Annotated in this window: 11 protein-coding genes; all 11 read right to left on the reverse strand. The window is 40.3% G+C overall.

Annotated features, from left to right (window positions below):
- Nucleotides 1-13 precede the first annotated feature (13 nt).
- Nucleotides 14-1,456 carry a glycogen synthase GlgA gene (glgA, locus tag FHQ08_RS02030; RefSeq protein WP_230912719.1) on the reverse strand — a complete coding sequence of 481 codons (1,443 nt, stop codon included), beginning with the start codon at nucleotides 1,454-1,456 and terminating at the stop codon, nucleotides 14-16.
- A complete protein-coding gene (gene glgD, locus FHQ08_RS02035; protein ID WP_230912720.1) occupies nucleotides 1,456-2,625 on the reverse strand; it encodes a glucose-1-phosphate adenylyltransferase subunit GlgD in 1,170 nt (389 codons plus the stop codon). The genes glgA and glgD overlap by 1 nt, the downstream gene beginning before the upstream one ends.
- Nucleotides 2,622-3,767 carry a glucose-1-phosphate adenylyltransferase gene (locus FHQ08_RS02040; RefSeq protein ID WP_230912721.1) on the reverse strand — a complete coding sequence of 382 codons (1,146 nt, stop codon included), beginning with the start codon at nucleotides 3,765-3,767 and terminating at the stop codon, nucleotides 2,622-2,624. The genes glgD and FHQ08_RS02040 overlap by 4 nt, the downstream gene beginning before the upstream one ends.
- 49 nt (nucleotides 3,768-3,816) lie before the next feature.
- Nucleotides 3,817-5,697 carry a 1,4-alpha-glucan branching protein GlgB gene (gene glgB / locus FHQ08_RS02045; RefSeq protein ID WP_230912722.1) on the reverse strand — a complete coding sequence of 627 codons (1,881 nt, stop codon included), beginning with the start codon at nucleotides 5,695-5,697 and terminating at the stop codon, nucleotides 3,817-3,819.
- Nucleotides 5,698-6,082: 385 nt separating this feature from the next.
- Nucleotides 6,083-7,363: a D-alanyl-D-alanine carboxypeptidase family protein gene (locus FHQ08_RS02050; RefSeq protein WP_230912723.1), complete on the reverse strand. Its 1,281-nt coding sequence runs from the start codon at nucleotides 7,361-7,363 to the stop codon at nucleotides 6,083-6,085.
- A gap of 17 nt (nucleotides 7,364-7,380) precedes the next feature.
- Nucleotides 7,381-8,604: a sensor histidine kinase gene (locus FHQ08_RS02055; protein ID WP_230912724.1), complete on the reverse strand. Its 1,224-nt coding sequence runs from the start codon at nucleotides 8,602-8,604 to the stop codon at nucleotides 7,381-7,383.
- Entirely contained in the window at nucleotides 8,594-9,280 is a 687-nt protein-coding gene (locus FHQ08_RS02060; RefSeq protein WP_230912725.1) for a response regulator transcription factor, read from the reverse strand. Before FHQ08_RS02060 ends, FHQ08_RS02055 begins: the two co-directional genes overlap by 11 nt.
- A 170-nt stretch (nucleotides 9,281-9,450) precedes the next feature.
- A complete protein-coding gene (locus FHQ08_RS02065) occupies nucleotides 9,451-10,332 on the reverse strand; it encodes a GH25 family lysozyme (protein WP_230912726.1) in 882 nt (293 codons plus the stop codon).
- Nucleotides 10,333-10,347: 15 nt separating this feature from the next.
- Nucleotides 10,348-10,908 carry a hypothetical protein gene (locus FHQ08_RS02070; RefSeq protein WP_230912727.1) on the reverse strand — a complete coding sequence of 187 codons (561 nt, stop codon included), beginning with the start codon at nucleotides 10,906-10,908 and terminating at the stop codon, nucleotides 10,348-10,350.
- A gap of 393 nt (nucleotides 10,909-11,301) precedes the next feature.
- Entirely contained in the window at nucleotides 11,302-12,783 is a 1,482-nt protein-coding gene (gene guaB / locus FHQ08_RS02075; protein WP_230912728.1) for an IMP dehydrogenase, read from the reverse strand.
- Nucleotides 12,784-12,971: 188 nt separating this feature from the next.
- Complete coding sequence (locus tag FHQ08_RS02080) at nucleotides 12,972-13,754, reverse strand: DUF1129 domain-containing protein (RefSeq protein WP_230912729.1); 783 nt, start codon at nucleotides 13,752-13,754, stop codon at nucleotides 12,972-12,974.
- Nucleotides 13,755-13,769: the final 15 nt, after the last annotated feature.

Below are 13,769 nucleotides of genomic sequence, written 5' to 3' on the forward strand. Positions count from 1 at the left end.
TCCCGCAAAAAAACTATGCGTGTAACAATTCATCATATAGACCAACATACAATTGCGCTGATTTACGCCAAGAAAAGTCAGCAGTCATATCTCGTTTAATTATCCTTTGGAATGCCTCTGGTTGCTGTGTATAAATTTGATGCGCATAGGTCATTATTTTACCTAAAGTTGCGGCATCATAATTGACGAAGCCAAAGCCAGTCCCAGTATCTTCAAACTCATTAAAGGGTTGTACTGAATCTTTTAAGCCGCCAGTTTCATGGACAATTGGAACGGTCCCATAACGCATGCCCATCATTTGTGATAAGCCCGACGGTTCAAAGGCAGATGGCACCAAAATAAAATCGGCACCAGCATACATTTGTTGCGCAAACTTCTCATCAAATCGAATATTTGTGGATAACTGTGCCGGGTAACGATCCTGCATCCATTTAAAATCAGCTTCGAGATCTTGGTCTCCTGTTCCCAACAAAACCATTTGGACATTCTGCTGTACTAAAAAGTTATCTAACGTTTGCAGCAAAAGATCCATGCCTTTTTGCCGTGTTAAACGTGAGATCACAATAAAGAGCGGATCATCTCTTTGGGGCAGATGCACTAACTCTTGAAGGTAGCGCTTATTTAATTTTTTCTTATCTAAATTAGCAAGGTCATAGTTGTATCGAACATTGCTATCCGTTGCCGGATTATAAACTTGCGTATCGATGCCATTTAAGAAGCCAGTTAATTTATAACTGTTGGCACGTAAAACCCCATCTAAGCCTTCACCATATTCAGGCGTTTGAATTTCTTGAGCGTATGATGGTGAAACGGTGATCACTTTATCAGCAAATTCAATACCGCCTTTCATGAAATTCACCGTGTCATAATACTTAAACCCAGATTCATTGAAATACTGGCGCCCAATTCCAAAGATACTATCTAAAATAACGGGGTCATAGATGCCTTGAAATTTAAGATTATGAATCGTCAAAACTGTCTTAATATGACGTAAAGCATCAATCCAAGCATATTTGTCCTTTAACAGTACGGGAATAAACGCCGTATGCCAATCATTCAAATGTAAAATATCAGGTATAAACCGAATCTTCTCCAGCATTTCAATGACCGCCATCTGGAAAAAGCCAAAGCGTTCGCCATCATCGGGGTAACCGTATAAACCATCTCGATCAAAGTAAGTTAGATTATCAATAAAATAATAGGTTACACCATTACGATGCAGCATTTTGACGCCCGCATACTCATTCTTCCAACCGACACGGACTGTGAAATGCGTGACATCTTGCAACTCGTTTACAAAAGCTTCCGGCATTTTTCTAGGATAGTAAGGTAAGACAACACGTACGTCATATGCTTGATTAACTAAGGCTTTTGGCAATGCAAACATAACATCTCCAAGCCCGCCCGTTTTATAAAATGGTGCACTTTCTGCGGCCGCAAATAAAATTTTTTTCATTATCGTTGCACCCCCTTATCAATATCTGCTTCATGCAAGACCGAAGCCCCTTTTGCAAAAATGATAGGTTGTTCTGGGGTGCCTTCAATTTTTAGTCCCGCACCAATCACAACGCCTTTATCCAAAATGGCGTACTTAACGTGTGACCCGGGCCCAATTTTACAGTTTTGCATAATGACCGAATTCGCCACTTCAGCCCCACGGTCAATCTTGACACTTCTGAAAATCACTGAATTATCTACACGACCCTCAATGTGGCTGCCCGTACCTAAAAGCGTTGTATTTACAATTGAACTTTTAGCAAAAAAGGTTGGAATCTCATTCTTGTTCTTTGTAAATATTTGCCGCTGACTAAATAACAAAGCTTGATAATTAGCTTCATCCAACATCGCCATATTAGCATCAAAATAACGCTTGACCGTGTCGATCTTAGAATAAAATCCGGTATATTCGTAAGCGTTGGCATTATAGACTTCGACAGCTTCACTCAAAATCTGCTGTAAACTCGCATAAGTATCTTGCTCGCTGGCATTTTGCATCAGCTCGATAAACAAACTTGTCCGCATGAGGTAAACACCCATATTCATTGGCAGCATATGATTAACGGCATCTGGTGTCACTTCTTTAGCCTTTAAAATTGCGGTCACATCACCAGCTTCAGATATGTTTAAAGCCGCTTCATCTGGCGTAATTGTCTTAGGATCTTGCCGCTTATACAAAACCGTGATGGGGTTATTACCATCAACGTGAAACTGTAAAACTTCTTCTATGTTAATATTTTCAACATTCCCCGCACCAATGACAATTGTGTAGCGTGAATCTGATTTGCGTAAAAAAGTTAAGTAGTCATCATAGTAACGTTTGCGATTAACTGGGTCAGAATAATCTTTTTCAGCCACGTATGGGAAGGTAAAGATGCCGCCTGTAATCGTATCTAGGTTCCAAGAATTGCCACTGCGGATATGATCTTGAACAGAACGGCCACTTTTAGGTAAGAACATGGCTACATCCCGAATACCAGCATTTGATATGGCTGATAGTGGAAAATCAATCAAACGATAACGGCCAGCAAATGGCAATGTGCCAACCGGACGATTACTGGTCAATGGTCTTAAAGCCTCATCTGGTTCATTCAAATCAACAATGGCACTAATAATATTTTGTCTCATCCTTTGTCGACCGCCTTTCCTAGCACTTCTTGATAACCGACGACTGCTATATCATCTTCAGTGCCAACTACATTCGCACCGTCGCCGATAATTGCACGTTCGCCAACAATGGCATGATCAATCGTGACGTTCTTACCAATTACCGCATTGGGCATGATCATGGAATCGCGAATCACAGAGCCAGCCCCCACCTTGACATTCTGAGATAAAATTGAATGTTCAATATCACCAGCTACATAGCAGCCATCCACAACCATTGCATTGTTTACGCGTGCTGATTTAGTAATGTACATTGGTGGTAAAGCATCATTACGCGAATATACCCGCCACTCTTTATCACCAATATTCAATTCATTATTAGGTTCAAGGAACTCCATATTAGCTTGCCACAAACTTTGAATCGTGCCAACATCTTTCCAATAACCATGAAAAGCATATGCGTAGGTTGGTTCATTGTGTGCTAAGTATGCTGGAATCACATCTTTCCCAAAGTCTTCCATCTTCATATCCGTCGCATAACTGTCAATCAAATATTTTTTCAATGTTGGCCAATTAAAAATGTAAATCCCCATTGAAGCTAAATTGCTCTTAGGCTGTTTTGGCTTTTCTTCAAATTCAATGATCCGCTCGGTTTCGTCAGTATTCATAATGCCAAATCGGGGTGCTTCAGCCATGGAAACCGGTAAAACACCAACTGTCAAAGAAGCCTTTTTAGCTTTGTGATAATTAAACATCGCTTCATAATCCATTTTGTAAATATGGTCCCCAGATAGAATCAACACATATTTAGGTGAATATAAGTCGATATAGTCCATATTCTGATAAATGGCATGTGCGGTCCCTTCAAACCATTTTTCACCTTCCCGGGATGCAAATGGCTGTAGAACAGTGACACCGGCATTTTTTTCATCGAGACCCCAACTAGCCCCATTTTGAATATGGGCATTTAATTCTAAGGGCTGGTATTGAGTGACTACCCCAACGGTATTCACACCTGAATTGAAACAATTGCTTAACGCAAAATCAATGATCCGATAACGGCCACCAAATGGTACGGCGGGTTTGGCCGTCGACTTAGTTAATTTTCCCAAACGTGAGCCTTGCCCACCAGCTAAAATCATTGCTAACATTTCTGTACTCATAATTGCGGGATGAACCCTTTCCTCCTTTGTACAAAACCTATCCTGATCATTACAAAATTAAAGCTTTAGGTTTAATGATCAATGCACTCATGGCCGGTAAAATAACTTCAATAGACTCTGGTTCACTTCTATAGCCTTGTCCGGTTGTTTCAAAAGTGCCCTGTCCCTTAGTCCAAGTACCGCCAAAATCCTGCATCTCTGTGTTCAATAACTCTGTATAAGTTCCAGCATAAGGCACCGGAATCCGAAAATGCTGTTTTTCCACCGGCACTAAATTAAAAGCAAAAACTAAAAAGTCTGTTGTGGCTTTTCCTAGTCGGATAAAACCTAAAGTTGACGAATTTGGATCATCTGCATTGGTAATATTGATACCTTTAGGATCGTGGTCAAGCTGCCAAAAAGCTTTTTCTTGATGATAAATGGCGTTCAATTTGCGTGTGAACTGCTGCATTTTATGATTCATTTCATCATTTAAGTCCACCCACTCGAGCGCACTCCAATAGCGCCATTCCAAGAACTGACCCCATTCACTGCCCATAAATAACAGCTTTTTACCTGGGTGAGCCATCATATATACCAACATTGTCCGTAAATTGGCAAATTGGTTATACCGATCACCTGGCATTTTGTGCATTAGTGACTGCTTGCCATGAACGACCTCATCATGAGAAAACGGCAAGATAAACTGCTCATCATACATATACAAAAATGAAAAGGTTAATAAATTGAAATGATCGTGTCTAAACAGTGGATCCATTTCAAAGAATTTTAAAGTATCATGCATCCAACCCATATTCCACTTATAGTTGAATCCCAGCCCACCTTCATCAACGGGTGCTGTCACTTTGGGAAAAGCCGAGGACTCTTCAGCAATCATCAAAATATCAGGATGGTATCTAAAAACGGTGGTATTTAACTTTTTAATGAACGCTTGACCTTCAAGATTGCCATTATCCCCGTACTGATTGACAGTGCCTTCTTTACCAGCGTCATAATCTAGGTAAAGCATGTTTGATACAGCATCCACGCGCAGCCCATCTAAATGACAATAATCCAGCCAGTACATCGCACTAGAGATCAAGAAGCTTTGAACTTGGGTTTTACCCAAATCAAAGTTCCAGCTGCCCCAGCGGACGTTATTTGCCCGATTAAAATCAGCGTATTCAAAAGTGGGCGTCCCATCGAATTGGGCTAGTGCGTCAGTATTACGAATGAAATGTCCAGGCACCCAATCCATAATGACACCGATTCCCGCGGCATGAAAAGCATCAATCATGTCTAAAAAATCAACTAAGCTACCAAATCTACTGGTTGGAGCAAAATACCCCATGAGCTGATAACCCCAAGACGCATCCAGCAAATGTTCCATCAATGGCATGAACTCCACATGGGAATAGTGCATTTTTTTAACATATGGGATCAACTGCTCAGTGATCTCGCGATAGGTCAAATAACTACCATCATCGTGACGCTGCCAAGAGCCCAGGTGAACTTCATAAATATTGACTGGCGCCTGATAAGGTTTATGCAATTGCCGCTGTTTAAGCCAATCCGCATCATGCCAAATCTTATGTGGTCTAGGCAAAACGACGGCACCATTCCCAGGTTTGTGCTCAAAACCAAAAGCGTAAGGATCGACTTTTAATTGATAACTGCCATCTTGTGCTTGAATTCCAAATTTATATAAATCATTAACTCTCGGCAACTCGGAAGTTACCGTCCAAATACCAGTCCCAGCTACTAATTTCATTGGCAGCTCTTGGGACCAATGATTAAAATCCCCAACTAAATAAACTTGCTTGGCATGTGGAGCCCAAACATTAAACTGAAAGCCTTGATCAACTTGATGACACCCTAAAAATTCATAACTTTCAAAATATGCCCCAGTATTAAATAAATAAGCACGCTTTTCAAAGGTCTCTTTAGCCATTAAACTCCCCCTAATGCTGATAGCGGTAACATTACAAGATAATTATACAACACTTATGTAACAGACATGTAAATCAACGTTTCACTATTAAAATTTTAATAATTAAGCCTGCAACGACCCAACTTTATTTGAATATAATTCTATTATAGTCTTCTCAGTGAAATTGTAATAGTCATATGCCGTGGAAATATATATCCTATCACTCTCGATACAGCAACAGTTGTTTTTAAAATCGCTTTCAATCATAATTACTATATAATGGTAACCAAAACATAGCTTTGATTCTATCTCATTAAATTTGTATCATTTGCCTTACATACAAAAAAACTGCTATATCCTCTTCATGATTGAGGTATAGCAGTTTTTCTTATTTAACGATTCAATTTTAAAAAATACTTTGCAGTTGCCGCCAAAATATTTGATACCAAGGTAAGCGCTGAACTTTTGTTCTAGTTCCGATTTGGATTGAGGCCGGATTTGATACAAAGTGTGCTTGATTGCCTAATTGAAAATAACCCACAATTTTTGTTTTAGCGACCGGCGCCTCAACAACACGTTTGTTTAGCTGAACATGGCCCTGAGCTGGCTCAGCTTTAGGCTGCCACAAAGAAAAATTCTGCTTAGCAACTAAGGTAACATGTTGCTGCACCCCATTTTTAATCTGAAGCCGCGGCTGTCCCGGCAATGCTTGATTTTTAGTCGTTAAAATTTGATATTGCCAATGATCTAAGACCTGAGTCAATAGATTTTTAGTTGCTACAAAGCGTTTACTCTTGTCAGCAGATGCACCATGGGCATTCATGACCACACTGATCAAGCGCCGTTTACCAACTGGTAAGGTTGCCGTAAAACATTCACCAGCTGCATCACTTGTCCCTGTTTTCAAACCATCAACTGGTAAATTGTCATCAGCTAATGCGTTTCCAGGTAATAATAAATTCCAATTTTTCATGTCGGTCTGGTCGGCTTGGCCCTTAGCAAAAGTTGCACTTGCTAGCTTAGTTGTTTGTAATACTTCCGGATAATCCTGTAGCAAGTGCTGTGCAATCAAAGCTACTTCATAAGCTGACAACTCATTTTCTGCATGTGGTGCTGTACCATTTGTCTGCAAATCACCTAATAAATCATTATTTAAACCACTCACATTAACGATTTGGGCATCTTTGACGCCCCATCTTTGCAACTGTGCATTCATCTGCTGTACAAACGCTTCCTGAGACCCAGCAACTTTTTGGGCCAGCAGCATAACGGCCACATTGGCTGAATAAATCCATGATGCTTGGTAAAGGTCAGCCACAGTATAAGCCGTATTTGCCGTCAACGGGACATTAGATAACTCTGTCTGCTTACTCAAATTTGCCTGAGCTTCATTGGGTGTCACCGTATCTGACCATTGCAGCCGTCCTTGATGAATGGCCTGAAGTACCAGATACAGGCTCAACATTTTCGACATTGAAGCAACTGGCAATACCTCATGGGCTTGTTTTGCGTATAGGACTTGCCCGCTTTGAGCATCTAACACCACAGCTGCCTTTGCATCCGCTTGGTAATTACCAATATTGAAATCATTAGGTGTATCGGCAAAAACTTGTTGGCTGGAACCAATCAATGTCACAATCAGGAAGCAGCTGGCAATAATTAGCTCTAAAATTCGTTTTTGTTTCATATATGGTGTTCGCACCCTCAATTCAAATTTGATAAATAAGCTTGATCCGTTGTTTTAACATTAGTACTCGGCCGTAATCGCGCCCCACGTTTCAGTGGTAAATGGATCACAAAAGAAGTTCGAGTTTTATCAGATACCGCATAAATAAAACCGCCATGCAGGGCAACAATACTTTGAGCAATCGCAAGACCCAAGCCGCTCCCCCCAGTCTCATGGGACCGTGAGCTTTCAACGCGATAAAAGCGATCAAAAAGATGTGCTAATGATGCTTCCGGAATAGGCTGACCGTTATTTGTCACTTGGATAATAACTTCTGTGCCGACCTGGCGCGCACGTAGCAGTAATTTAGTAGCATCTTGACCATACTTGAATGCATTGATGATCAGATTATTAAATACGCGACTTAGCTTTTCTGGGTCAGCATCCATAATCAAAGGATCTGGTCGTGTCTGCGTCAAAATATGGATCTTTTGTTTTTGGGCTTCTAATTCATAACTTGCTGCTAACTGCGCCAGCATATTGGTCATATTAGTAGACATATAATTTAATGTCGTTGCGGTTTGCTGGATTTTCGTAAATTCAAATAAATCATCAACTAAAACTTTCATTTGCTTTGATTTCTCAAAAGCTGTGTGCGTATACTTCAGCAGTTCTGCTTGATTCTTAAACTGTTTATCTTCAATTAATCCTAAATAACCAATAATAGACGTTAGTGGCGTGCGAATATCATGACTGACATTGGTGATCAATTCATCTTTAGATTTCTCGATCCGCCGCTCTTCTCCAATGCTCCGATTGGTACTATCTACCAACGCATTAATACTAGAGACCACTTTTTCCAACTCTGGATTTACTTTAAACGTGATACGATGGTCAAAATGATTATCAGCAATATAATGCAACTCCGAGATCACGTGTCGCATTTCAATTTGGTGAAACCGCCGCATGATCCGCCAATAAACAACCAAAACATCAATGACAACTAAAATCAATAAAAAGATCTGATTCCAGCCCCAGAACTGAACATTGGCATTATGTATACTAATAAGATCTCTTAAAAAAGACACGCTGGAATCTAAATTTCGATTAATAATAAAACCTTGATTTAACAAGAGAATTAACGCAATCTCTAAGGCAAGTAAAATCAAAAAAGTAACGATACCTTCAAAGATGAGTTCACTAACCTCAGCGCCAGTTAATCTAATTTTGGTCGTTGTTTTACGATTTGTTTTATCCCGCAACTTTATAGCCCACGCCCCAAACCGTTTCAATCACCTTTTCACCGCCAGTCGCCTCTTCAATTTTATCCCGTAAATGGCTCACGTGCACCATAACCGTTTTAGCAGAAACAACGCTTTCTTGTTGCCATACACGTTCAAAAATTTCATCCGCAGAAAAAACTCGATTGGGATGACTGGCTAATAAATACAAAATGCCAAATTCTAAAGCTGTCAATTGAATATTTTTTCCGGTCAAAGTAATGACTTCATGAGAATCTTTCTTGATGGTCAATGGCCCAACTTCTAATGTATCCGGTACTTGAGTTGGCACTTGCTGCTCACTACGCCGTAGCAGTGATTTGACTCGGGCCATGACTTCTAGTGGATTGAAAGGTTTAGAAACATAATCATCCGCACCTGTGATCAGCCCTTGAATTTTATCCATATCGGCAGTTTTAGCAGAAACAATGATGATTGGTATTTGCGAATCTTTACGGACTTCTTTGATCACATCAATCCCATTCATACTTGGCATCATAATATCTAGAATCATTAATTTAATATCTGGATTAGTGGCTAGTCGAGAAAGCGCCTCTTTACCCGAATAGGCTGTGATTGGTTCATAGCCTTCATTTTTAACATAGATACTTAACAATTCAACGATTTCTTTATCGTCATCTACAATCAATATTTTCATAGCTTACTCCTTGAAATTCATGGCAGATTGTTGATACTTTACCTTTAATCTTACCAAACTTTGGCACAAAATTGTTAAGATTCACTAAGATTGGCAATTAAAAAAACGACTGTAGATACCAACAGAGGTACCATACAATCGCTCTAACTAAATTCATTCAATTAATGTGATTAATGTGTGTCGCCGGCATAAATATAAACATCATTACCGATTTGGTAAGCTGTTTGACCATTGATCGTTGTTTCACCACAGTTGACCCATTGAGAATCAGGGTATAACCATTGGGCAAATGAACCATCTTTATGAACAGCATTCACACCATTCCAACGACTTAACGCTGTTACCACGCTCTTGTTACCAGCTGGTGCTTGTGAAACACTATTATTCGTGAATAAGCCAGTGAAGTCATAACTCATATCCAAGCTCATTCCGTTGTAATTAGACGTATATTGCCATGCTGCTGCGTTATCAACGCCAGGTTGACTCACACCGTAGTTCGCTACCCAAATTGGATAATTACGTGGTAACTTATTAGCCCAGAACCATGAAGCCATTGAATAAACAACTTGGTTATTAAAACCACGCGCAGCTAGTTCATTTTGGAAAGCAACCGTATCTGCATAGGGATTTGTTAAACTCGAATCTTCTACATCGGCAACCATGACCGTATTCTTATCTAAGCCATAACGTGTGGCCGCATTTGCAAAGAAATCAGCTTCTGCTTTAGCATCGGCACTGCCATTATATTTTGCATAATGATACAAACTAACTTTCATACCAGCTGCTTTAGCACTCTTGATCTGTGCCCCAGCTTTAGGATTGATATAGTTATCACCATCAGTACTACCTTGTGTTAATTTAACAACAACACCGGACACATTACCCGTAGCTAAGTTTTTGAAGTAATATTCATCAGAACTTTGGTAACTCGCCACGTCCGCGAACTTTGGAAAATCACTGGCTTGAACTTGTGCTGCACCAGCAATTGCGCCGCCGACTAAGGAGAGCGCCAGTGTAAATAGTGTTGCAATCTTAAATTTCTTAAATTTCATTTTCTTTCCTCGTTATTAGTTATTGACTTTTACAACTTGGCCGTTTGTTAAAACATCATAAACAGCAATTGTTGAACGACCATTATTCTTACCAACTTCAACGCGATAAGCTCTCTGGCCTTGGTAGGTGGTTTCATTGGTAAATCCATAGAGTGTCTGACCACCAGCAACATTTTGATACTGGCTATCAACTTGGCTCTTCAAGTATTCCGCCGCTTGATCACCACTTGTAATTTGGACACTTTGACCACTGCTTGCGGCACTCGCCTGACTTGCTTGTGAAGTCGTCGATTGTGTCGAAGCTGATGTTTGACTAGAATTTGTATCTGAGCTGGTTGTACTTGAAACTTCAGAACTTGATGTTGTCGTTGTTGTTTCAGATTTAGCACGATTCTTTTTTACAGAACTGCTTTTTTCACTCGAACTAACTTTGGAAGACTTTTCAGAACTCTGACTGCTCTTAGTTGCATTGCTCTGGCAAGCACTCAAAAGTGCAACTGAACCCATTGCCATCAATGCAATACCGATTTTAGTCACCCAAGATTTAGATTTATGATTTGAAGTCTGTTGTGTCATAACTACCTCCTGCCCTTGATTTTAATCACAACTAGATGATTTTTTACTTAATGGAAATATGTACTTTATATTCCATAGACTACAATACACTATAAATATTACATGGCGTAAAAAATAGTATTACAATTTAGTTACTAAAGCTTATTTTGGATAGATAGTATTTGAAAAGTCCGTGCTAAACACAAAAATAGAGAGCCAAAAACAAAACCAACGTTTTATTTCTAGCTCTCTATGTTGTTTGCAAACAATTAAATTTTAGACGTGTTCCAAAAGGCAGCACCCTCACCTAACCACGAATGGCTCAAATAGCAAGCCCAATATTTTTCGCAATTCTTGTTAGTGCTCAGGTGCTGAGCGCCTTTTGTCTCACGCTCTCTAATACTAACTTAAAGATTATTGGCGACTATAATTAGGTGCTTCTTTGGTAATTTGTACATCATGCGGATGTGATTCACGCAAACCGGCGCCAGTAATGCGGACAAATTGAGCATTATCTTGTAAATCATAAACGGTCTTAGCGCCAACATAACCCATCCCGGAACGTAGACCGCCTTCCATTTGATAAATCACATCAGATAAGTAACCCTTATAGGCAACGCGGCCTTCAATACCTTCAGGGACAAGTTTATTGGCTTCATTCACACCACTTTGGAAGTAGCGATCTGAAGAACCGTGGGACATCGCAGCAAGACTGCCCATACCACGATAAGTCTTAAAGCGTCGGCCTTGATAAATTTCAAATTCACCTGGTGCTTCATCCGTACCAGCCAGCATGCTGCCTAGCATAACTGCAGTCCCGCCAGCAGCTAAAGCTTTAACGATATCACCAGAGTATTTGATCCCACCATCGGCGATAATTGCTTTACCCCGTTTTCGGGCAACACTCGCTGCATCGTAAACAGCAGTTATTTGTGGTACACCAACACCAGCGACGATCCGCGTGGTGCAAATAGAGCCAGGGCCAATACCCACTTTAACGACATCCACTCCTGCATCGAATAAGGCCGCTGTGCCTTCAGCAGTGGCAACATTACCAGCAATCAATGTTGCTACCGGGAAAGCGGCGCGAATTTCAGTAATTTTGCGTAAAACACCTGCCGAATGCCCATGAGCGGTATCGATAATGATTGCATCAGCACCAGCATTTAATAAAGCTTCTGCGCGTTCAAATGTATCACTAGTAACTCCAACTGCTGCGGCAACTAACAAACGGCCATGCACATCCTTGGCAGCATTAGGATATTGCTTGACATTTTCAATATCTTTGATTGTGATCAAACCACTTAAACGACCGCTGTCATCCACTAAAGGTAATTTTTCAATCCGATGCCGCTGCAAAATAATCTCAGCTTCATCTAATGAAGTTCCAATTGGTGCCGTAACTAATTTATCTTTAGACATTACCCCTTGAATCGGTTGATTATAATCAGAAACAAATCTTAAATCTCGGTTAGTCACGATACCAACTAATTTTCGTGTTTCAGGATCATTAACAATTGGGACACCGCTGATATGATATTTAGCCATCAAGGCTTCGGCATCTTTAACGGGACGGTCCGCTGTCAAGAAAAACGGATCACTAATGACACCACTTTCTGACCGCTTAACTTGGAGGACTTGGTCAGCTTGTGCTTCAATGCTCATATTTTTGTGAACGACGCCAAGACCACCTTGCCGTGCCATCGCAATCGCCATTGGTGCTTCAGTTACCGTGTCCATGCTGGCACTTAAAATTGGAACATTGAGCTGGATATTATCCGTTAATTGAACGGATAAATCAACATCATGCGGCAAAACATGACTTTCGGCCGGAACCAATAAGACATCATCGAAAGTTAATCCTTCTTTTTGAAACTTTGTATCCCAATTTGACATGTGGCAAGACCTCCAGATTTGTGTTGTTGAATAAAATAACAAAAAAAATAGAGGTAGTCAATACCTCTACGCTAAAAATACAAACATTCATCAAAATTAAAGTATAAATGTCCTTTTTTATATCAAAAAACTCATTAAAATCACATATTGTCAAATTGACGTTCGTAATTTATGGCAATTTTCTCAGTTTACGATTTAGACCGATTGTCGGTCGTTGGCCGTGGTGTGCTGAACATACCACCAGTAACACCATATTTTCTCCGAAAAAGATACCGTACGCCAAACAGAACTGCTAGGATAATTACATCAGCGACTGCTGGTAGAACCGGATTGATTACAGGTGGTAACATGGCACTTACACTTACCAAAACAAACATCCCGATCACAACTAAAGCAGATAAAATAATCAACTGCCACATTGGCAATCGTTTGGCTTTAGGCGCAGATATTTTCTCCTGTAACCAAGTAAACCCAACCCCAGCAATGAGGGCAATAATGATTAAATTGACGATGCCAAACGAACGCAATTGATTTGGATTGACGTTTTTATTAGTAAAGAGCGAAATAGCCGCTAAAGCAAACATAAAAACACCAAATAACAACGTTGAGTCCACCATTTTCATCCATAGCTTAACAACTTTAGGTGGCTTAGGCGCATTAATAATACTGTCCGCCTTAGCAACTGGCGGCCCAAACAATTGATTTGCCGGTTGACCTTTTTGTTGTGCCATTAAGATTTCTGGCAATAGTGCTTGTAATTTGGTATTTTGTTCCGTTTCTGACATGCCGCCTGCTGTTAAAGCCTTACGCAACCGGTAAACATATTCTCGATTGCGTTTTGTTAAGGCATCTATTTGTTGTTGTAACGGTGCTTGGCTCACTTCCGCAACTGTCGATGTTACCTTTTCTTCTACCGCTTTAACATGTTGCTGTTTTTCTGCCGCCTTTTGGTTTCTTTCACGGTTATCCACTGAAGCCACCTCACT

The organism is Agrilactobacillus fermenti, from assembly GCF_021030645.1.
Classification (GTDB): Bacteria; Bacillota; Bacilli; order Lactobacillales; family Lactobacillaceae; genus Agrilactobacillus; species Agrilactobacillus fermenti.

Excerpts from the sequence above, each read along its gene's own strand:
- glgA (WP_230912719.1), bottom strand. The coding sequence starts at position 1,456 with ATGAAAAAAATTTTATTTGCGGCCGCAGAAAGTGCACCATTTTATAAA.
- glgD (WP_230912720.1), bottom strand. The coding sequence starts at position 2,625 with ATGAGACAAAATATTATTAGTGCCATTGTTGATTTGAATGAACCAGAT.
- FHQ08_RS02040 (WP_230912721.1), bottom strand. The coding sequence starts at position 3,767 with ATGAGTACAGAAATGTTAGCAATGATTTTAGCTGGTGGGCAAGGCTCA.
- glgB (WP_230912722.1), bottom strand. The coding sequence starts at position 5,697 with ATGGCTAAAGAGACCTTTGAAAAGCGTGCTTATTTATTTAATACTGGG.
- FHQ08_RS02050 (WP_230912723.1), bottom strand. The coding sequence starts at position 7,363 with ATGAAACAAAAACGAATTTTAGAGCTAATTATTGCCAGCTGCTTCCTG.
- FHQ08_RS02060 (WP_230912725.1), bottom strand. The coding sequence starts at position 9,280 with ATGAAAATATTGATTGTAGATGACGATAAAGAAATCGTTGAATTGTTA.
- FHQ08_RS02065 (WP_230912726.1), bottom strand. The coding sequence starts at position 10,332 with ATGAAATTTAAGAAATTTAAGATTGCAACACTATTTACACTGGCGCTC.
- FHQ08_RS02070 (WP_230912727.1), bottom strand. The coding sequence starts at position 10,908 with ATGACACAACAGACTTCAAATCATAAATCTAAATCTTGGGTGACTAAA.
- guaB (WP_230912728.1), bottom strand. The coding sequence starts at position 12,783 with ATGTCAAATTGGGATACAAAGTTTCAAAAAGAAGGATTAACTTTCGAT.